At 60.9% G+C, this 20024-nt stretch carries 18 protein-coding genes; 10 read left to right on the forward strand and 8 right to left on the reverse strand.

Going from position 1 to position 20024, the window contains the following annotated elements:
- Nucleotide 1: 1 nt before the first annotated feature.
- Nucleotides 2-703, reverse strand: coding sequence for a type VI secretion system protein TssL, short form (gene tssL / locus IFT99_RS24360; RefSeq protein ID WP_342214642.1), 702 nt, complete (start codon nt 701-703; stop codon nt 2-4).
- A 1182-nt stretch (nt 704-1885) separates the two neighbouring features.
- Between tssL and IFT99_RS24365 the strand changes: the two genes are divergently transcribed.
- Together IFT99_RS24365 and IFT99_RS24370 are read left to right on the forward strand one after the other, a co-directional pair.
- Nucleotides 1886-3544 (forward strand): nitrite/sulfite reductase, encoded by a 1659-nt coding sequence (locus IFT99_RS24365; RefSeq protein ID WP_065991414.1) that lies wholly within the window; start codon nt 1886-1888, stop codon nt 3542-3544.
- The gene (locus IFT99_RS24370) at nt 3528-4022 is read left to right on the forward strand and encodes a DUF934 domain-containing protein (RefSeq protein WP_192135702.1); all 495 of its coding nucleotides are present in this window, start codon (nt 3528-3530) and stop codon (nt 4020-4022) included. The genes IFT99_RS24365 and IFT99_RS24370 overlap by 17 nt, the downstream gene beginning before the upstream one ends.
- Before the next feature lie 330 nt (nt 4023-4352).
- Here IFT99_RS24370 and sohB read toward each other — a convergent pair whose 3' ends face one another.
- On the reverse strand, nt 4353-5375 hold the full coding sequence (gene sohB, locus IFT99_RS24375) for a protease SohB (RefSeq protein ID WP_192135704.1): 1023 nt from the start codon (nt 5373-5375) through the stop codon (nt 4353-4355).
- A gap of 206 nt (nt 5376-5581) precedes the next feature.
- On the opposite strand from sohB, the gene IFT99_RS24380 reads away from it, so the two are divergent.
- From IFT99_RS24380 to IFT99_RS24405, 6 genes are all read left to right on the forward strand, one after another.
- Nucleotides 5582-6292, forward strand: coding sequence for a histidine phosphatase family protein (locus IFT99_RS24380; protein WP_065991411.1), 711 nt, complete (start codon nt 5582-5584; stop codon nt 6290-6292).
- Between the two features lie 57 nt (nt 6293-6349).
- The gene (locus IFT99_RS24385; RefSeq protein ID WP_065991410.1) at nt 6350-6664 is read left to right on the forward strand and encodes an SCP2 sterol-binding domain-containing protein; all 315 of its coding nucleotides are present in this window, start codon (nt 6350-6352) and stop codon (nt 6662-6664) included.
- 207 nt (nt 6665-6871) lie between these two features.
- Entirely contained in the window at nt 6872-7939 is a 1068-nt protein-coding gene (locus IFT99_RS24390; RefSeq protein WP_192135706.1) for a phosphotransferase family protein, read from the forward strand.
- 25 nt (nt 7940-7964) lie between these two features.
- A complete protein-coding gene (locus tag IFT99_RS24395) occupies nt 7965-8732 on the forward strand; it encodes an SDR family oxidoreductase (RefSeq protein WP_192135707.1) in 768 nt (255 codons plus the stop codon).
- Nucleotides 8733-8858: 126 nt separating this feature from the next.
- Nucleotides 8859-9998 carry a Gfo/Idh/MocA family protein gene (locus tag IFT99_RS24400; protein ID WP_192135709.1) on the forward strand — a complete coding sequence of 380 codons (1140 nt, stop codon included), beginning with the start codon at nt 8859-8861 and terminating at the stop codon, nt 9996-9998.
- Nucleotides 9999-10273: 275 nt separating this feature from the next.
- On the forward strand, nt 10274-11047 hold the full coding sequence (locus tag IFT99_RS24405) for a TSUP family transporter (RefSeq protein ID WP_065991406.1): 774 nt from the start codon (nt 10274-10276) through the stop codon (nt 11045-11047).
- Here the strand turns inward: IFT99_RS24405 and nudC are convergent.
- A complete protein-coding gene (gene nudC / locus IFT99_RS24410) occupies nt 11009-11875 on the reverse strand; it encodes an NAD(+) diphosphatase (RefSeq protein ID WP_192135711.1) in 867 nt (288 codons plus the stop codon). The two genes, IFT99_RS24405 and nudC, sit on opposite strands and share 39 nt — an antisense overlap.
- A 90-nt stretch (nt 11876-11965) precedes the next feature.
- Complete coding sequence (locus tag IFT99_RS24415) at nt 11966-12778, reverse strand: crotonase/enoyl-CoA hydratase family protein (protein WP_192135712.1); 813 nt, start codon at nt 12776-12778, stop codon at nt 11966-11968.
- Between the two features lie 280 nt (nt 12779-13058).
- Here IFT99_RS24415 and IFT99_RS24420 point away from each other — a divergent pair, with 280 nt between their 5' ends.
- Both IFT99_RS24420 and IFT99_RS24425 read left to right on the forward strand, forming a co-directional pair.
- On the forward strand, nt 13059-14543 hold the full coding sequence (locus IFT99_RS24420; protein WP_192135714.1) for an ATPase domain-containing protein: 1485 nt from the start codon (nt 13059-13061) through the stop codon (nt 14541-14543).
- Nucleotides 14540-16570, forward strand: a complete 2031-nt coding sequence (locus IFT99_RS24425) for a response regulator (RefSeq protein WP_192135716.1) — start codon at nt 14540-14542, stop codon at nt 16568-16570. Before IFT99_RS24420 ends, IFT99_RS24425 begins: the two co-directional genes overlap by 4 nt.
- 68 nt (nt 16571-16638) lie before the next feature.
- Here IFT99_RS24425 and IFT99_RS24430 read toward each other — a convergent pair whose 3' ends face one another.
- The 4 genes from IFT99_RS24430 to IFT99_RS24445 form a co-directional block, all read right to left on the reverse strand.
- Complete coding sequence (locus IFT99_RS24430) at nt 16639-17016, reverse strand: response regulator (protein WP_065991401.1); 378 nt, start codon at nt 17014-17016, stop codon at nt 16639-16641.
- A gap of 376 nt (nt 17017-17392) precedes the next feature.
- Nucleotides 17393-18574 carry a hybrid sensor histidine kinase/response regulator gene (locus IFT99_RS24435; protein ID WP_192135718.1) on the reverse strand — a complete coding sequence of 394 codons (1182 nt, stop codon included), beginning with the start codon at nt 18572-18574 and terminating at the stop codon, nt 17393-17395.
- Nucleotides 18568-19185: a chemotaxis protein CheB gene (locus tag IFT99_RS24440; protein WP_192135720.1), complete on the reverse strand. Its 618-nt coding sequence runs from the start codon at nt 19183-19185 to the stop codon at nt 18568-18570. Before IFT99_RS24440 ends, IFT99_RS24435 begins: the two co-directional genes overlap by 7 nt.
- Nucleotides 19182-20003 (reverse strand): CheR family methyltransferase, encoded by an 822-nt coding sequence (locus IFT99_RS24445; protein ID WP_065991398.1) that lies wholly within the window; start codon nt 20001-20003, stop codon nt 19182-19184. Before IFT99_RS24445 ends, IFT99_RS24440 begins: the two co-directional genes overlap by 4 nt.
- Nucleotides 20004-20024: the final 21 nt, after the last annotated feature.

The following is a 20024-nucleotide window of genomic DNA, read 5'->3' on the forward strand; positions in this document are numbered from 1 at the left end:
GTCAGACGCCCCTCGCGACAAGCTCGTCGACCATGTTGGCGAGCGTACGATTCAGGAACCACCACAGGACTGCCAGCGCGAGTCCCGCGATTGCCAGGTGCAGGAGTGGAGAACGTAGCCACCAGGGGAATGTGCGGACAGGGCCTCTGGCGTCAATCCAGGTCGGCCGCACCGGGAACAGTTGCGGCCCTGCCAGTGCGTCCAGCTGGTTTTTCAGAACCATGCGCTCTTCGTCATCCAGCGATCGATAACCGCCCAGAAATCCCAACATCATCACCCGCTGGAATAGGGTCACGACGTGCATGTCCGGCGCAGGCTCGCGCAGCACTTCCCGCATTTGCTCATGCAGGATTTCACCCGCTCGATGGTGCCCGCAGAAGCGGGCCTGCAACGATTCGTTGATCCATATCTGTCGGACGCCGTCCCCGACGTTGGTCAACACGGCTTCATCAAGCAGCGCGCATTGCGCATGGATGATCAAGTCCATACTGGGCTGGCTCATGCCTGCTTCCTGCAATGCGCTGCGCGCGCCTTCAACTTGGGCAATACACGTCTCGCGCAATGTTTTGCTGTCGGTCATGGTGCGACCGTGACGCAGTTCAACCGCCAGCAAATAGGTATCCTGGAAGATAAGGTCTACATTAATCGGCACAATACCGGAGGGCTCATGACTTATTGAATTCATAGGTAACACCGAGAGCATTTTCAGGATTGAATGATTAATCGATCACTCAGGCGATAACGTGACCTCCGCCCACATCAATGAAGTGCGCGCAGGGAATAAAGAATATTGCGTCTACGGATTTGCCGTCCGTTTGGACACTCGATATTTTGATGAGGAAATTGGCGTGTGCGAGCATGGACAACGCGGCCCCGGCAGCCTGCCCTTCGGCCCCACAGCCTTGGGCCCGCAGCTACATCACCCAGATCCCACCCGACGTTGAGGAGCAAGGCTAATGACTGAAAAATTAAAATGCTACCCACGTTTTCACATCAAGAAACTTCTTACAAATATCAGGAGCGGTCCTACGGAAAGTTCTGACACGTTAAGTGAAAAGAATCTGAAGCCAGAATTTAAAGTCAGCTAAAGCCAGCACTGTGAACGCCAACACCAACAGCGAGGATTTATAGCCATCGGTGGGCTGCCCGAATATACATTCTGTTTAATCGAACGCTGACCCATCATTTAAATTTTACATGCAGGCCCTTTAGCCGATTCAGCCGGAAACACCTGAGTATCAAATCGTCAGGGCCGAAGTATGAAGACTGGAAATGGCAAAGCGATCGGCGGCTAACCGCGCTTACAAGGCGAGCAGCCTTATAAAGACCGGCATAGGGTGCCCTTCGGAGCCGACTTGATGGCGAACCCGATTTCGCAAAAGCCGTTGCAGTGACTGCATGAACGGGTTCGCCAGCAGCAGGCCTACAGATAGGTGGAGGTTATCGCTACTGGTGCGTCACCCAGAACACCACCGCCCCCACCACCAGCACGACAATGAACAGAATGGCCCATGCATCCACATGGCTCTCGGATTTGGCAACTTTCGGGTGATTTCGCATTGCATCGCCTTTTGTCTGTTTTATGGGTGATCGCAAAACTCGCGGACCAGCGACAGGGGTCGTCGGCCATTGCCAGAGTAAAGTCGAGCCATGCCCTTATCACAAGTGAGGTTATCCCGGACCGACGTACTGCTTAGCACTTTTGGTTCTGTGCATATACTCAAACATCACTTTTGCGCATATCTGCAAACTGGTAACCTCCCCCGGCTCCGCAAGGAGTGCGCGGCCGTGCGCGCAGATTTGTTCGGTAGCCTGAAAGCAGACGACAACGCATCGCCTTTCCGGCTGGCCCAGCAGCAGTGAACCGCCTGAGAACAGGACCACCATGTACGTATACGACGAGTACGATCAGCGGATCGTCGAGGACCGCGTCAAGCAGTTCCGCGACCAGACCCGCCGCTATCTGGCCGGCGAGCTCAGCGAAGAAGAGTTCCGCCCGCTTCGCCTGCAAAACGGCCTCTACATCCAACGCTTCGCCCCGATGCTGCGCGTCGCTGTGCCTTACGGCCAGCTGACCTCGCGCCAGGCCCGCATGCTGGCGAAGATCGCCCGTGATTACGACAAGGGCTACGCGCACATCAGTACCCGCCAGAACGTGCAGTTCAACTGGCCGGCACTCGAAGACATCCCCGACATTCTCGCCGAACTGGCCACCGTGCAGATGCACGCGATCCAGACCAGCGGCAACTGCCTGCGCAACGTCACCACGGACCAGTTTGCCGGCGTCTCTGCCGACGAGCTGGTGGACCCGCGCCCCTGGTGTGAAATCGTCCGTCAGTGGACGACGTTCCACCCGGAATTCGCCTACCTGCCGCGCAAGTTCAAGATTGCGATCAACGGCTCGGCCTCCGACCGCGCTGCTATCGAGGTCCACGACATCGGCCTGGAGCCGCTCAAGAATGCTGCCGGCGAGCTGGGCTTCCGCGTGCTGGTCGGCGGTGGCCTTGGCCGCACGCCGGTGGTCGGTGCGTTCATCAACGAGTTCCTGCCGTGGCAGGACCTGTTGAGCTACCTCGACGCCATCCTGCGCGTGTACAACCGCTACGGCCGTCGCGACAACAAGTACAAGGCGCGCATCAAGATTCTGGTCAAGGCGCTGACCCCTGAAGTGTTCGCCGAGAAGGTCGAGGCCGAAATGGCTCACCTGCGCGGCGGCCAGACCACGCTGACCGAGGCCGAAGTGCATCGCGTTGCCAAACACTTCGTCGATCCGGACTACAAGGCACTGACCGATTACAGCGCCGAACTGGCTCAGCTGGATCAACAGCACCCCGGTTTCGCCCGCTGGCGCTCGCGCAACGTCCTGGCCCACAAAAAGCCGGGCTACGCGGCCGTGACCCTGTCGCTGAAACCGACCGGCGTCGCGCCGGGCGATCTCACCGACAAGCAACTGGACGGCATCGCCGACCTTGCCGATCGCTACAGCTTCGGTGAACTGCGCACGTCCCACGAGCAAAACGTGATTCTGGCCGACGTCGAGCAGAGCCAGCTGTTCGCGATGTGGGGAGAACTGCGCGAGCAAGGCTTCGCAACGCCGAACATCGGCCTGCTGACGGACATCATCTGCTGCCCGGGCGGCGACTTCTGCTCCCTGGCCAACGCCAAGTCGATCCCGATTGCCGAATCGATCCAGCGTCGTTTTGACGATCTCGATTACCTGTTCGACATCGGCGAGCTGGACCTGAACATTTCAGGCTGCATGAACGCCTGCGGCCACCACCACGTGGGCCACATCGGCATTCTCGGCGTGGACAAGAAAGGCGAAGAGTTCTACCAGGTGTCTCTGGGCGGCAGCGCCAGCCGCGACGCCAGCCTGGGCAAGATCCTTGGCCCATCGTTCGCTCAGGACGTCATGCCGGATGTGATCGAGAAGCTGATAGACGTCTACGTTGAGAAACGCAACGAAGACGAGCGCTTCATCGACACCTACCAGCGTATTGGCATCGACCCTTTCAAGGAGCGCGTCTATGCAGCGAATCATTAAGAACAACGAGGTCATCGACGAGACCTGGCACCTGCTGCCCAAGGACACGACGTTCGACAGCCTGTCCAACTGCGATGACCTGATCGTGCCGCTTAACCTGTGGCGCGAGCATGCCCATGCGCTGAAGGCCCGCGACGGCGGCCTGGGTGTCTGGCTGGACAGCGACGAGGAGGCCGAGGAAATCGGCGACGACGCGGATCAGTTCCAGGTCATCGCCCTGAACTTCCCGGCATTCACCGACGGTCGCAGCTACTCCAATGCGCGCCTGCTGCGTGACCGCTACGGTTACAAGGGCGAACTGCGGGCCATCGGCGATGTGCTGCGCGATCAGCTGTTCTACCTGCACCGCTGCGGGTTCGATGCGTTCGCCATTCGTGCCGACAAGGACCCGTACGAGGCGCTGGAAGGTCTGAAGGACTTTTCCGTGACCTATCAGGCTGCCACGGACGAGCCGCTGCCGCTGTTTCGGCGGCGTTGAGTCGCTGCTGCTGATTCCGCGTTTAAACACGCTTGATATAAAGCCCCGGCTTCGTAAGAAGTCGGGGCTTTTTAATTCAGCTGGCTCAAGGTGCAAACACCGTCAATCTTGCGGTGTGGCGTCCGACGCCTTCCCGGCTAAAGCCGGTCCTACATTCGTGTTCACTGTAAATCTCAATAGCTGCACGGGCTGCATTTAGTGGGACCGGCTTCAGCCGGGAAGAGATCAGTGTGAGCGCTATCAATGTCGCGCCTGTTCGGGCCCCTTCCCGGCTAAAGCCGGTCTACAACCGGTTCATGCAGCCTTCACGCGATGCGCTCAAGGGCTCAGTCACCAGAATCGCTGCTGCGTCAGCTTGCCCCACCACCCTGTCACCAGGTGGTCAACCGACGTGCTCGCGGCGATGCCAACCCGCTGTTGCAGGCTCTTGCGTTCGGCGTAGTGCAGGTGGAACACCTCGGCGGTCTTGGCTTTCTCCGACAGGTATTCGTCGCTGGTCTTCAGCTCATCCACCAGCAGTTTGTGCTTGGCGGCAATGCCCAGCCAGATCTCGCCGGTGGCGACTTCGTCGATCTGCAACTGCGGGCGGTAGCTGGCGACAAAGTTCTTGAACAGCTCGTGGGTGATGTCCAGATCTTCCTGGAATTTCTCACGGCCCTTCTCGGTGTTTTCGCCAAACACCGTCAGCGTGCGCTTGTACTCGCCGGCGGTCAGCACTTCAAAATCGATGTCGTGCTTCTTCAGCAGACGATTGACGTTGGGCAGTTGAGCCACCACGCCGATCGACCCGAGGATTGCGAACGGTGCACTGATAATACGAGTGCCGATGCAGGCCATCATGTAGCCGCCGCTGGCCGCGACCTTGTCGATGCAGACGGTCAGCGGAATGCCCGCCTGACGAATCCGCGCCAGCTGCGATGACGCCAGACCGTAGCTGTGGACCATGCCGCCGCCGCTCTCCAGGCGCAGCACCACTTCATCCTTGGGGGTGGCGAGGGCCAGCAGCGCGGTGATCTCGTTGCGCATGTTCTCGGTGGCCGAAGCCTTGATGTCACCGTCAAAGTCGAGCACGTAGACCCGCGACTTGACCTCGGTGGACTTCTTGTCCTTCTTCAGCTCCTTGGCCTGGGACTTGCGCAGCGCCTTGAGCCGCGCCTTGTCCAGCAGCGAACCTTCGAGGCGATCACGCAGCCCTTTGTAGAAGTCATTGAGTTTGGTGACGTGCAACTGACCGCCTGCGCCACGGCGCCCGCGACCGCGCATCGACGCGATGACCACCAGCACCACAATGATCGCGATCACGATGGTGACGGTCTTTGCCAGGAAGCTGGCGTAATCGAAAATGAACTCCACAGAAACTCCTTACCGGTACAGCAGACCCTCGGCAGAGGATCGCGAATGGGGCCAAGCATACCGGCGCGCCGGTGGCCGAGCCAGTGACGCGACGGCGAATACGGGACAGATCGGCCAATTCAAACGAGCGTATGTTTTTTCATTGACAGACCGCGGGCCGTCCTCATAACCTCCCAGCACTTTCAACGTGCCAGGGTGAAGCGGTCGTGGGCAGCATCTATCTCATACGACATGGCCAGGCCTCGTTTGGTGCGGACGATTACGACGTCCTGTCGCCTACCGGTTTTCGTCAATCGGAAATCCTCGGCGCACACCTCGCCCAGCTGGGTCTGAACTTCGACCGCTGCATCAGTGGCGCCTTGTTCCGCCAGCGCCACACGGCCGAAACGGTGATCGCCCAGCTCAACGCCGCCGGCCTTGTCACCCCCGAACTTGAAACCGACATCGCCTTCAACGAATTCAACGCAGAAGGCGTGATCCGCGCGCTGCTCCCGGCGATGCTGGATGAAGAACCGGACGCCTTCGAGATCATGCGCGACGCGGCCAACAACCGCGCCGAGTTCCAGCGCCTGTTCGCCGCGATCATTCGCCGCTGGCTGGTGGGCGATCACGACGCCGCCGCCCTGCAGAGCTGGCAGGCCTTCGTCGAGCAGGTCGAAGCCGGCCTGAGCAGCATCCTCGACAGCGCCGGGCCGAGCGACCGCATCGCCGTGTTCACCTCCGGTGGCACCATCACCGCCCTGCTTCACCTGATCACACAGATGCCGGCCACCCAGGCTTTTGAACTGAACTGGCACATCGTCAACACCTCGCTCAATCACGTGAAGTTCCGTGAGCGCGAGGTGTCCCTGGCTTCCTTCAACAGTTACGCGCACTTGCAACTGATGAAGGCGCCGGAGCTCATCACCTATCGATGAGCCCGGCCAATCGCACTCGCAAAGTGCTCATCACCACTCATATAAAAGGATCACACCATGAGCTCCGTAGAAAACGCCGTCCACGCCATGAAAGCCAAGTTCAACCCAGCCGCTGCTGCGGGCCTGGACCTGGTGTTCGGTTTCCGCATCGACGAAACCAAGAACTTCTCCCTGATCGTCAAGGACGGCACCTGCGAATTGCAGGAAGGCGAGAACCCGGACGCGCAGGTCACCCTGGTGATGGACGGCGAAACCCTGGAAGGCATCGTCAGCGGCGAGACCGACGGCATGCAGGCGTTCATGGGCGGCAAACTGCGCGCTGAAGGCGACATGATGCTGGCGATGAAACTGAGCGAGCTGTTTCCTTCCTGAGGACGCACCGCCGTTGCGAAAGGACCGAAGCTGCCCGGCTTCGGTTTTTTTTCGTCCGGGCGACGTGCAAGACGGCGCCTCCCGCCTGTGAATCAGGGCGGCTGATTGCGGCGTAACACCCGCGCCAATAGCCCTTGTTCGCCGGCGCCGGAGCGCATTAGATTAGCCAATGATCCTGGCCCACCAAAATAATCTGCAGGGATACGCATGGCGCTCACCGACCAGTCCACCCCGGTTCGATCCGGCGAAGAACTCGACGCTGCATTGATCGACCCGTACCTGAAAGCCCACGTCCCCGGCCTGAGCGGTAGCGTGCAGATCAGCCAGTTTCCCGGTGGCGCGTCGAACCTGACGTACCTGCTGAAGTACCCCGAGCAGGAATTGGTTCTGCGCCGCCCGCCGTTCGGTCACAAGGCGAAAAGCGCCCACGACATGGGCCGCGAATTCCGCATCCTCAATCAACTGCGCGACGCATTCCCCTATTGCCCCAGGGCGTACCTGCATTGCACTGACGACAGCGTGATCGGTGCCGAGTTTTACGTGATGGAGCGGGTCAAGGGCATCATTCTGCGCGCGGAATTGCCCGCCGAGCTGAACCTCGATGCCGCGCAGACCGAAACCCTGTGCAAAAGCTTTATCGATCGGCTGGTGGAACTGCATCAGGTGGATTACACCGCCTGTGGCCTCAGCGATCTGGGCAAGCCCCAGGGTTACGTTGAGCGGCAGATTCGCGGCTGGACCGAGCGTTACGAGAAAGCCCGTACCGCCGATGCGCCGAGCTGGGAAAAGGTCGCCCGCTGGCTGGACGAAAAGCAGCCGGCGGACCACCCCGTCTCCAGCCTGGTGCACAACGACTACCGCTTCGACAACGTGATCCTCGGCCCGGACAACCCGATGCAAATCATCGGCGTGCTGGACTGGGAGCTGACCACGCTCGGTGATCCGCTGATGGACCTGGGCAACAGTCTGGCCTACTGGATTCAGGCGGACGACCCCGCGCCGGTGCAACTGATGCGGCGCCAGCCCAGCCATGCGCCGGGCATGCTCACCCGTGAGCAGTTCGTGGCGTACTACGCCGAGCGCTCGGGCATTGCCATCGACAATTTCGACTTTTACTACACCTACGGTCTGTTCCGTCTGGCGGGCATCGTCCAGCAAATCTACTTCCGCTTCTTCCACGGCCAGACCCAGGACAAGCGCTTCGCCCAGTTCATTCACATGAACGCCCTGCTCGAGCGCATGGCCCTGCAAGTGATTGAGCGTTCCAGCCTCTGATTGCGACACGACAAGGAAAACAACAATGTCCAAGACTCAACTGTTCGACCTCGATGGCAAGATCGCTTTCGTCTCGGGGGCCAGCCGTGGCATCGGCGAAGCGATCGCCAAACTGCTGGCCCAGCAAGGCGCCCATGTCATCGTCTCCAGCCGCAGGATCGACGGCTGCCAGCAGGTCGCGGAGGCGATCATTGCCGAAGGCGGCCAGGCCACCGCCATCGCCTGCCACATCGGTGAAATGGAACAGATCACAGCCGTGTTCGCGCAGATCCGCGAGCAGTTTGGCCGCCTGGACATTCTGGTGAACAACGCGGCGACCAACCCGCAGTTCTGCAACGTGCTGGACACCGACCTCGGTGCGTTCCAGAAGACCGTCGACGTGAACATCCGCGGCTACTTTTTCATGTCCGTGGAGGCCGGCAAGCTGATGCGCGAACACGGCGGCGGCAGCATCATCAACGTGGCGTCGATCAACGGCGTCTCGCCGGGGGTGTATCAGGGCATCTACTCGGTGACCAAAGCGGCGGTGATCAACATGACCAAAGTCTTCGCCAAGGAATGTGCACAGTTCGGCATCCGCTGCAACGCCCTGCTGCCGGGCCTGACCGACACCAAATTCGCCTCGGCGCTGGTGAGCAACGAGAAGATCCTCAACACCGCGTTGGCGCAGATTCCCCTCAAGCGCGTGGCGGCGCCGAGCGAGATGGCGGGGACGGTGCTGTACCTGGCGAGCGACGCGTCGAGCTACACGACGGGCGTGGCGTTGAATGTGGACGGCGGGTTTCTGTCCTGAGTCGTGGAGGCAAACCCACGCCGCTGAGGTGAAACTGAGGTGTTCCTGATGGAATAAAGATTCCATCGGGCGCCCCCAACCGCCTACATTTTCCGCACAACAACACGTCTTAAAGGACACGCTGTCATGCGCGGGAATTCTCTTCCAGAACTGGGCGTCGGCCTGATCGGCACGGGCTTCATGGGTCGGGCTCACGCCCTGGCGTTTCACAATGCACGCACTACGTTCGATCTGCCCTTCAACCTCACCCTTGTCGCGCTGGCCGATGCCGATGCTGCGCGTGCGCAACAGTGCGCAGCCAGTTGGGGGTTCCAGCGCAGCCATGACGACTGGCAACAGCTGATCAGCGATCCAGCGGTCAATCTGGTAGCGATCGCCACGCCAAACCAGCTGCATTTCCCCATGGCCATGGCGGCCCTTGAAGCGGGCAAGGCAGTGTATTGCGAGAAGCCGCTGGCGGTGAGTCTGGCGCAGGCGCGGGAGATGCAGGCGGCAGCGCGCAAGGCCGGCGTGGTGACAAGGGTCGGTTACAACTACCAGCACAACCCGATCATCGGGTTGGCAAAGCAGATGATCGAGCGTGGCGAGCTGGGCCGGATCGTCAGTTTTCAGGGGGAATTCAGCGAGGACTTCATGGGCGATGGGCTGTCGCCGTGGTCGTGGCGCTGCGAAGAGGCCCATGCCGGCGGGGCCCTGGCGGACCTCGGCAGCCATTTGCTGGCAATGGCGCGGTACCTGCTCGGCGATGTCGAGGCGGTGTGCGCAGACTCGCAAACCGTGTATCCGCAACGCCCGGCCACGCGCGGCAGCGAAGAGCAACGGGCGATCAGTATTGATGACCAGACCTACGCGCTGCTGCGCTTCGCCAACGGCGCGCGAGGTACGTTCGGCAGCAGTTGGCTGAAGCACGGCTACAAGAATCACCTGAGCTTCGAGATCGGTGGCACCGAAGGGACATTGTCGTTTGATCAGGAACGCTTGAACGAGCTGCGGCTGTACCGAACAGGATCCCGGGGACGCGACGGCTTTCAGCGGATTCTGGCGGGTCCTGCGCAACCCGGGTACGCGTCTTTCTGCCCGGCGCCGGGGCATCAGTTGGGGTACAACGAACTGAAGACACTGGAAGTGCACGACCTCATCCAGGCGCTGGGTGGGCAGGTTTCGAGCGGGACGGATTTTGCCGAAGCGATGGAGGTCGAGCGCCTGGCCACAGCGATTCGGATTGCGGCGAAGGAGATGCGCTGGGTGAGTGTGTCGGATATTTGAGTCAGGTCAGACCGAACGCCAAGGGTGTCCCCACCGGCCCCTTCCCGGCTGAAGCCGGTCCCACAATACGAGCGCGTCCCACCTGACACACCGCGTGCGGTATTAGTAGGACCGGCTTTAGCCGGGAAGGCGTCGGGCGCCCCACCGCGAGATTGAGGGTGTTCACGTTGGCCTCTTCCCGGCTGAAGCCGGTCCTACTACACCGCGCGCCTTGCAGGTAGAATGCTGCGCTTGCGGGCAGCCATTCTGCCCATCTGCCCGATAAGCGCCTTCCCATGCCGTTCGAACTCACCGTTGAACCCATTACCCTTCTGGTGCTGGCTGTCGTTGCCTTTGCCGCCGGTTTCATCGACGCCATCGCAGGCGGCGGCGGGCTGTTGACCACGCCCGCCCTGCTTACTGCCGGCCTGCCGCCGCATCTGGTGCTGGGCACCAACAAGCTCAGCTCGACCTTTGGCTCGGCCACCGCCAGCTACACCTTTTACCGGCGCAAGCTGTTCAATCCGGGGCAGTGGAAACGCGCCCTGATCGGCACGGCGGTGGGTGCGCTGATCGGTGCCGTAGTCGCGCATTATCTGCCGGCCGAACTGCTGAACCAGATGCTCCCGGTGATCGTGTTCGGCTGCGGCCTTTACCTTCTGTTCGGCGGCACGCCCAAGGCGCCGCTGGACAGCAATGCGCCGATCAAGACCAAATGGCAGCTGCCCCAAGGCCTCGGGCTGGGCTTTTACGACGGCGTGGCCGGGCCCGGCACCGGGGCGTTCTGGACGGTCAGCACGCTGTTGATGTACCCGGTCGATCTGGTGAAAGCCAGCGGCGTCGCGCGCAGCATGAACTTCGTCAGCAACGCCGCCGCGCTGATGATCTTCGCCATCAACGGCTCGGTGGACTGGGTCATTGGTCTGTCGATGGGCCTGGCGCTGATGGTCGGCGCCTTTCTCGGCGCCAGAACCGCGATCAAGGGCGGCGCGAAGTTCATCCGCCCTGTCTTCATTACCGTGGTGCTGGGCTTAACCGTCCGCCTGGCCTGGCAGCACTGGTTCAACTGAGCCTGCACGCTGGGCCAGATACAGATCGATCAGGTAGCGCGCAATCGAGCGACTGGCCGGCAACGGCGGCAGGTCATGGATGCTGAACCACTGGGCGTCTTCGATTTCGTCTGCCTGGGGCACGATCTCGCCGCTGTCGTATTCGGCGTGGAAGCCGAGCATCATCGAGTGCGGGAACGGCCAGCACTGGCTGCCCTTGTACTGGATATTCTTGACGGTGACCCGGACCTCTTCCATCACCTCGCGCCGTACACAGTCCTCTGCAGACTCGCCCGGTTCGGCGAACCCGGCCAGGGTGCTGTAGACCCCCGACACAAAACGCGGCGAGCGCGCCAGCAGCACTTCATCGCCGCGGGTGATCAGCACGATCATGCTCGGCGAAATCCTCGGATACGCGCGCAGATCGCAGTGCGGGCAATACATCGCCCGCTCCCCCGGCACTTGCTGCGCCGCCTGACCGCAACGCCCACAAAAACGATGTTCACGGGCCCAGGTGCTGATCTGCGCCGCGTAGCCAAGCATCTGGAACACATCGGCGTCGTCGGCGAGCATGAACTGACGGAGGGTCTGCCACTGCGAACCCTCAGCCTCCAACGCCAGATCCGACCCGGGCGAATGTTGAAGGGTCTGCACGTACACCGGCTCGCCGTCAAAATGGCCAATGCCATGCTCGTGCAGTAACGGGAGTTCCTGGCGCTTCAGCCATTCGCGGGGGAACAGCACGCCGTTGCTGTCTTTCAAAAAGCCCTGGTCACTCTGAACCACGGCCCAGCCGCCGGGTGCCTGAACATCAAGCACGGCGGTGGTCCAACGCTTCGGGGGCGTCATGCCTCAACTCCTCTGAGCACCGACGGGCCCGTCTGCAGCCCGGTAGAGAGACTCACAGGCAGCCGTCGGTGATGCATTCAAATAGGTCAGTCAATTGTCGAAGACCGGCTTCTGTTTGCTCATGTGAGCGACCATCGCCAGCTTCAGGTCGGCCGATTGCAACATGGCAGCGTTCCAGGTGGCAACGTATTCGAGACCGTCGTCCACGCTGTGATCGCGCATGTAGCCGATCATGCGCTTGCTGCCGCTGATGGCGATGGGTGATTTGCCCGCGATGTCCCGGGCGATGGCGAACACGCCTTCGAGCAACTGCGGCAGGTCAGTGAATGTGCGATTGACCAGGCCACTGCGCAGGGCTTCTTCGGCGCCGACGTTACGGCCGGTGTAGGCCATTTCGCGCATCATGCCGTCGCCGATCAAGCGCGGCAGTCGCTGCAGGGTGCCGACGTCCGCCGCCATGCCCATGTCGATTTCGCGAATGGAAAACAGCGCATCGTCCGCGGCATAACGCATGTCACAGGCGCTGATCAAATCGATGGCGCCGCCGATGCAATAGCCCTGAATGGCGGCGAGCACCGGCTTGCTGCATCGATCAACCACGCTGAAGGATTCCTGCATCTGCAGGATCTTGCGCCGCAGCAGGCGAGCGTTGCGGCCCACGTCCTTCCCCAGCTCGCTGGCCACCGAGGCGAGCAGCGTCAGGTCGATGCCCGAAGAGAAGTGTTTGCCGGCGCCACTGAGCACCACCACGCGGACGTCGTCGGTGTCCTCGACCCAACGGAAAATCTCGATGATTTCCTGCCAGAACGCAGCGTTCATCGCGTTGATTTTTTCCGGACGATTGATCTGGACGTGGGCAATGTGGTCGGCCAGTTCGACCTTGAACGCACTGTAGTCAGACACGGCTTTAGATCCTTTTAGGGCAGACGGGGTTTATTCCATGACGCCGGATCATAGCAAGTCGGTCGGTGCGCCCGCAGGCCACGGTTGCGCCATTTGCCGGACAGCGAACCCGTTGCGTTCCGGGGATGCCATCGGTCGGCCAGCAATAAACTGAACGGTCTCAGGCGGCAAAGGTCCAGAGTCATGGCTGCATGGAATCGGACCTTCCGAACATGTCTGCCGGGGGCGTTCGAACCTGTTTCGGCGCCCGACCTTTTCTCAGGTCGCAAGAGGGCGATTCTTGACTACATCAAAAGCGGCAACCGGTATCGTGGGCCTGGATGACATCCTTGCGGGTGGTCTTTCGCGCAGCCACGTGTTTCTCCTGGAAGGAGAGCCCGGCACCGGCAAGACCACCGTCGCGCTGCAGTTTCTGCTGGCAGGCTCGGCGGCGGGCGAGCGTGGTCTGTACATCACGCTGTCTGAAACCGAACGCGAATTGCGCGATGGCGCACGCTCCCATGGTTGGGAGCTGGACGAGAACATCTCGGTATTCGAGCTCACCCCCCCTGAAGATTTGTTGAATGCGGCCCATCAGCAGAGCTTGCTGTACTCCTCCGACCTTGAACTGGGCGAGGCCACCAAGCAGATTTTCGAAATTGTCGAGCAGGTCAAACCTTCGCGGGTGATCATCGACAGCCTCTCGGAAATCCGCCTGCTGGCGCAGAGTTCACTGCGCTATCGCCGGCAGATCCTGGCGATCAAGCATTACTTCGCGCGCTACGACACCACCGTCGTACTGCTCGACGACCTCACCACTGAATCCCTGGACAAAACCGTGCACAGCGTGGCCCACGGCGTGATCCGACTCGAAGGTCAGACGCCTACCTACGGCGCCGAACGCCGACGCCTTCGGGTGGTGAAGTACCGCGGCCAGAAGTACCGCGGCGGCTATCACGACTTCAACATCATGGACGACGGCATTCAGGTGTTCCCGCGTCTGGTAGCGGCCGAGCACCGGGCTGGCTACGTCAGCCGCCAGCTGAGCAGCGGCATCAAGGAAGTCGACGCCCTGCTCGGTGGCGGTCTGGACAGCGGTTCCAGCACGGTGATCCTGGGGCCTGCGGGCACCGGCAAATCGCTGATCGCGTTGAAATTCGCCGCCGCGGCGGTGGAGCGCGGCGAGAAGGCCGCGCTGTTTATCTTCGATGAAGAACTTGGCCTGCTGTACACCCGGATGAGCAAACTCGGCATTGATCTTCACGCACTTGAAGAAACCGGCAACCTGCTCATCGAGCAAGTCGACGCCGCTGAATTGTCGCCGGGCGAATTTGCCCACCGCGTTCGCCGCTGCGTCGACGAAATGGGCATTCAGACCGTGGTGATCGACAGCCTCAACGGTTACCAGGCCGCGATGCCTGAAGAGAACGCGCTGGTCCTGCACGTCCACGAGTTGCTGCTCTACCTCAACCGTCACGGCGCCTCGACGTTCATGACCGTCGCCCAGCACGGCCTGGTCGGCGACATGCAGACGCCAGTCGACATTACCTATCTCGCCGATTCGGTGATCCTGCTGCGTTATTTCGAAGCACTGGGTCAGGTCCGTCGGGCCATTTCCGTCATCAAAAAACGCACAGGCACCCATGAGTCAACCATTCGTGAATACCGCATCAGTGCGTCCGGCATGACCATCGGCGAACCGCTGGAAGCCTTTCAGGGCGTGTTGAGGGGTATCCCGCAATACCTCGGTGATCGCACCCCGCTGCTGCAGGACACCGACGCGTGAGCACTCCGGGACAGTTATCGGAGCGGGCCATTATTCTGGCCCCTCTCGGACGCGACAGCCAGATCGCGTTGACCATGCTCCAGGAAGCCGGCTATCCGGCGATCATCACCCATGACCTGACGCAGCTGTGCAGTGAGCTGATGTCCGGTGCCGGCCTGGCGATCATCGCCGATGAGGCGTTGCGCAGCGCGGACATCAATCCGCTGCTCAGCCTGCTGGCCAATCAACCGGCCTGGTCGGACTTCCCCATCGTGTTGCTGACCCACCACGGCGGCCCGAAACAGAACCCCTCGGCGCACCTGGGCAAGATGCTCGGCAACGTCACGTTCCTGGAGCGGCCGTTCCACCCTGCCACGCTGATCAGCCTGGTGAGCACCGCGGTCCGCGGGCGTCGACGACAATATGAAGCCCGCAGCCGCCTGGAAGAATTGCTGGAAAGCGAGCAGCGCCTGCAACATGCGCTGAAAGCCGGGCGACTGGGTTCCTGGCAGCTCGACACTGAATTCCTCGCGCTGGAATGCTCGGACATCACCAAAGCGCACTTTGGCTGGGACGAGCGCGACACGCTCTCCTATGAAGACTGGCTAAGCGCGGTGCACCCCGAAGATCAGCCGCGCATGCAGTCGGTGCTTCAGCACACCCTGGACAGCGGGGCCGATTTCATCATCGAGTTCCGCAACGTCTGGCCGGACGGCTCGGTCCACTGGATGGACATCAGGGCTCGGGCGATCCGCGCGCGCAATGGCCGCGTCAGCCTGCTGTCCGGGGTCACCTCGGACATCACCGAACGCAAGCTGGCCGAGCAGCAGCTGCGCCGGCTCAACGAAACCCTGGAGCAGCAGGTCGAGGAACGCACTTCACAGTTGCGCCACAACGAAGAAATCCTGCGTCAGTCGCAGAAAATGGAAGCAGTGGGCCAGCTTACCGGCGGTATCGCCCACGACTTCAACAACATGCTCACCGGCATCATCGGCAGCCTCGAACTGCTCAGGCGCCGTCTGGCACGGGGGCGCACCGACGACCTTGATGGCCTGATTGACCTGGGTGTGACCTCGGCCAATCGCGCCGCCGCCCTGACCCACCGCTTGCTGGCGTTCTCGCGCCGTCAGTCGCTGGACCCCAAGCCGGTCCTGATGAATGACCTGGTCAACTCCATGGGTGAACTGCTGAATCGCAGCGTCAACGAGAGCATCCGCCTGGACATGTGCCTGGACCCGGAACTGTGGACTGCCGAGGCCGACCCGAACCAGCTTGAAAGCGCCCTGCTCAACCTGGTGCTCAACGCCCGCGACGCCATGCCCGAGGGCGGCATGCTGATGATCGAGACCTTCAACCGCCGCCTCGACCGCGACTTCACCAACGCTTACGAGAACCTGCTGCCAGGTGACTACGTGGTGCTCAGTGTGCGCGACACGGGCTGCGGGATGCCGGAGAACGTCATCAGCCGGGCCTTCGATCCGTTTTTCACCACCAAGCCGATCGGCCAGGGCACCGGCCTCGGCCTGTCGATGATCTACGGCTTCAGCAAGCAGTCTCACGGCCACGTGGCGATAGAGAGCCAGGTCGGCGACGGCACCACGGTGCAGCTGTTCCTGCCGCGTTATCAGGGCGCGGCGCAGCAGGAGGGCCCCGCCCTGCCCAACGACACACCGCAGGCCCGTGAGGGCGAGACCATTCTGCTGGTTGAGGACGATCCGGCCGTGCGCGCGCTGGTCAGCCAGGTGCTGAGCGAACTGGGTTACGCGTACGTCGAAGCCGGTGATGCGGTCGGCGCGATTCCGATTCTGGAATCGAGCCAGCGCATTGACCTGATGATCAGCGACGTCGGCCTGCCGGGCATGAATGGACGGCAGTTGGCGGACATTGGCCGGCAGCTGCGCGCGGACCTGAAAGTACTGTTCATCACCGGTTATGCGGAAAACGCCAGTGCTCGCTCGGGGTTCCTGGAAGAAGGCATGCAGATGATCACCAAGCCTTTTGCCTTTGACCAACTGACGGCCAAGGTACGGGAAATGATCGAGGGTTGACGCGAGAGGGGTTGACACAAAAGCCGGCGATTGCCGGCTTTGTTGTTTGTATCTAAGGGGCAGCAGAATCAGTTGAGCAGGGTCTGAATCTTCGAGTGCAGCGTTTCCATGGTGAACGGCTTGGCGAGGATGGGCGCTTTTTTGGTGATCGGGCTGCCGCAATCAACGATCTCAGCCGGGTAGCCGCTGATGAAGATGACCTTGAGTTCCGGTCGCAGCTTGACGGCGGGCTCGGCGATCATGACGCCGGAAACGCCGCCGGGCAGGCGGTAATCGGTGATCATCAAATCGAGGTGGGGTTTGGTGGCAAGAATTTCGAACGCCTGCTCGCCGTTCTCCGCCTGCAACACCCGATAGCCTTCGCCCGACAGGTAGTCGGAGAGCAGCATCAGAATGAGCGGCTCGTCTTCGACGATGAGTACGACATTTTCTGCATCAGAGCTCATTTGAACGCCTTTGATCTTATAGATAGCTGCCATTACGACCATGGCCCGCGCTGGAGGTTGCGCAGGGTGTTCAGTTATTTGATTGAAGGCCAGATGGGTCGGCCTAACGGCCTCCTGTTTCGCCTTTGGCGAGTTACTTGGAAAAGCACCCCAAGTAACCAAGGGTGCTTGCTCTCGGTTGGGCCCTTCCTTCGTCAGGGTTCCTTCACTCCGGTCCCGTTCCGTGGGCCCGGAGTGAAGGTATTCCGACGAAGGAGGAACCCAACCAGGAGCAAGCACTTTTGGTTACTTTTAGTGCTTTTTAAAAGTAACTCGCCGAAGGCGAAACAGTCTGCCCCCAGGCAGACGCTTGTGATCTTGATCTTAGATATCTTGATCAGAGCGGCAATGAAACCCGAAACATCGACCCCGCCCCTTCCTCGCTCTCGACACTGATCCGCCCGCCATGGGCGCCCACTATCTGGTCGGAAATAAACAACCCAAGGCCAAGCCCCGCCACCGCATGACTGGCCGCGACCCGCTCGAACTGCTGAAAAATACGCTTCTGGTTTTCCGGACTGATCCCGATCCCGTGATCGCGCACCTCCACCCGCGCCTCACCGGCCTCGCTGTAAACGCGCAACTCAATCGGCTTATGCGCGCCGTAGCGCAACGCATTGGTCAACAGATTCGCCACCACCTGCTCGATGCGAAACTCATCCCACACCCCAATCACCGGCGTCGTCGCATGCAGCGTCACCGCGCTGCCGGCGGCGGCGATCTGCGCGGAATAGCTCTCCACCAGATTGACCACCAACTCCGACAAATCAAAAGGACTGGTCCGAATCGACAGCTTGCCCGTACGAATCCGCGACACATCGAGCATGTCCTCGATCAAGCGAATCAGGCTCTGGATCTGCCGCTCATCACGATCCACCATGGCCCGCAGTTTCTCCATGGTGAACGCCGACGCATTGTCCTTGGCCAAGTGCAGCTTGCGCAGCTGGGTCTCCAGAATCAGCCCGTTGAGCGGCGTGCGCACCTCGTGGGAGACGATCGACATGAAGTCATCGCGCATGCGGATCGCACGCTCCAGCTCGCTCTGGGTCGACTTCAGCTCCTGCATCAGGGCTTCCTGTTCCGCGCGGCTGCGTTCGAGCTCATCGAGTTGCTGCTTGAGGACCTTGCGCTGGCGATACAGGTCGACGAAGACGTTGACCTTGCTCTTCACCGCATGAATATCGAGGGGCTTGTGCAGGAAATCCACGGCACCGCTTTCATAACCCTTGAACGCGTAATTGAGCTCTCGCCCGGCGGCACTGACGAACACGATGGGGATGTTCTTGGTCTTCTCCGTGCCGCGCATCAGCTCGGCGAGTTCGAAGCCGTTCATCCCTGGCATCTGCACGTCGAGAATCGCCATCGCGAACTCGTGTTCGAGCAGCAACGACAACGCCTCATCAGCAGACAACGCCTTGAACACCTGACGGTCCTCACGCTTGATCAACGCTTCAAGCGCGAGCAGGTTCTCCGGCAGATCATCCACGATCAGCAGTTTGGCTTTGATTTCACTCAGCATGCAATTCGTTCCAGCTCGACAAGCAGGGACCCAATGTCGGGCAAAGGCAATAGAAAATCCGGCGTATGAAGGGCAAGCGCCGCCTCGGGCATGGTTCGCACGAGCGCTTGTGCCGGGTCCTGGACCACGGTGAGGCCACCGTACTCTTTGATTTTTGCGGTACCGCGCGCGCCGTCGCTGCTGGCGCCGGTCAGCAGCACCCCTGCCAGCCGCTTACCGTACGCGTCAGCAGCCGATTCGAACAGTACGTCGATGCTCGGGCGCGAATGATGTACCCGTTCTTCCTGACTCAATGACAGACTGAAATCATTCTCCACCGACAGGTGATACCCGGGCGCGGCGAAGTAAAGCGTGCCCGGCGCGATGGTTTCCTTGTCGTCGGCCTCCTTGACCGGCATGGCCACGCTCATGGCGAAGACCTCGGCCAGGTGGCTGCGGCGCTGGTCCGGCACGTGGAGCACCGCAACGATCGGCAACCGGTAGCCCTTGGGCAGCGTACGGAAAATCTTCAACAGCGCTTCGACACCGCCGGCGGATGCGCCGACCACAATCGCGTCCACCGCCGGCAGCGCGGGCTGGTCGGGGGACGGGCAAGGAAACGACTTTCTCATGATTTGCGGTAGATCCGCTCGAGTTTGACCAGAGGGTCGAACTGGTTTTTGTACCCGGAGAAATCCAGGGTTTCCTTGCTGCCCAGCACGAGGAATCCGCGGTGGCACAGGGACTCGTGAAACAGCCCGAAGGCGCGGTCCTGCAGCTTCTTGTTGAAGTAGATCAGCACATTGCGGCAGGAGATCAACTGTGTTTCGGAGAACACGCTGTCTGTCGCCAGGCTGTGATCGGCGAAGGTGACGTTCTCCCGCAGGGTCTTGTCGAAGATCGCGTAATCGTAGGCGGCCGTGTAGTACTCCGAAAACAGCCGCTTGCCGCCGGCCTTGATGTAGTTCTCGTTGTAGGCGCGCATGTTTTCCATGGAGAAAATGCCTTGCTTGGCCTTCTCCAGCGAATTGGGATTGATGTCGGTGGCGTAGATGATCGTGCGATCGAGCAGGCCTTCCTCGCGCAGCAGGATCGCCATCGAGTAAACCTCCTCCCCGGTGCTGCACCCGGCAATCCAGACTTTGACCGACGGATAGGTCTTGAGCAGCGGCACGACTTCTTCGCGGATCGCCAGGAAGTGCGTCGGGTCGCGGAACATCTCGCTGACCGGGATCGTCAGGAATTGCAGCAGCTGCATGAACGCCGAAGGGTCATGCAGCACCCGCTCCTGCAACGCGGAAATGGTCTTCAGTTCAAATTGACGCAACGCGTGGGCCACACGTCGTTTCACCGACGCACCCGAGTAATCGCGGAAATCGTAGCTGTACTTCAAGTAAATCGCTTCAATGAGCAAGCGTAACTCGATATCGGCGTCTCGTTCTTGGTGCATCGGCAACACTCTGGATCGGGC

This window comes from Pseudomonas sp. CFBP 8772 (assembly GCF_014841665.1).
GTDB lineage: Bacteria > Pseudomonadota > Gammaproteobacteria > Pseudomonadales > Pseudomonadaceae > Aquipseudomonas > Aquipseudomonas graminis_B.

Bases quoted from the DNA above. Each gene is read 5' to 3' on its own strand.
- IFT99_RS24390 (WP_192135706.1), top strand. From the start codon at position 6,872: ATGGCGCTCACCGACCAGTCCACCCCGGTTCGATCCGGCGAAGAACTC.
- nudC (WP_192135711.1), bottom strand. From the start codon at position 11,875: ATGACGCCCCCGAAGCGTTGGACCACCGCCGTGCTTGATGTTCAGGCA.
- IFT99_RS24440 (WP_192135720.1), bottom strand. From the start codon at position 19,185: ATGAGAAAGTCGTTTCCTTGCCCGTCCCCCGACCAGCCCGCGCTGCCG.
- IFT99_RS24400 (WP_192135709.1), top strand. From the start codon at position 8,859: ATGCGCGGGAATTCTCTTCCAGAACTGGGCGTCGGCCTGATCGGCACG.
- IFT99_RS24435 (WP_192135718.1), bottom strand. From the start codon at position 18,574: ATGCTGAGTGAAATCAAAGCCAAACTGCTGATCGTGGATGATCTGCCG.
- IFT99_RS24385 (WP_065991410.1), top strand. From the start codon at position 6,350: ATGAGCTCCGTAGAAAACGCCGTCCACGCCATGAAAGCCAAGTTCAAC.
- IFT99_RS24445 (WP_065991398.1), bottom strand. From the start codon at position 20,003: ATGCACCAAGAACGAGACGCCGATATCGAGTTACGCTTGCTCATTGAA.
- IFT99_RS24430 (WP_065991401.1), bottom strand. From the start codon at position 17,016: ATGAGCTCTGATGCAGAAAATGTCGTACTCATCGTCGAAGACGAGCCG.
- IFT99_RS24365 (WP_065991414.1), top strand. From the start codon at position 1,886: ATGTACGTATACGACGAGTACGATCAGCGGATCGTCGAGGACCGCGTC.
- IFT99_RS24395 (WP_192135707.1), top strand. From the start codon at position 7,965: ATGTCCAAGACTCAACTGTTCGACCTCGATGGCAAGATCGCTTTCGTC.
- IFT99_RS24405 (WP_065991406.1), top strand. From the start codon at position 10,274: ATGCCGTTCGAACTCACCGTTGAACCCATTACCCTTCTGGTGCTGGCT.
- tssL (WP_342214642.1), bottom strand. From the start codon at position 703: ATGCTCTCGGTGTTACCTATGAATTCAATAAGTCATGAGCCCTCCGGT.
- IFT99_RS24370 (WP_192135702.1), top strand. From the start codon at position 3,528: ATGCAGCGAATCATTAAGAACAACGAGGTCATCGACGAGACCTGGCAC.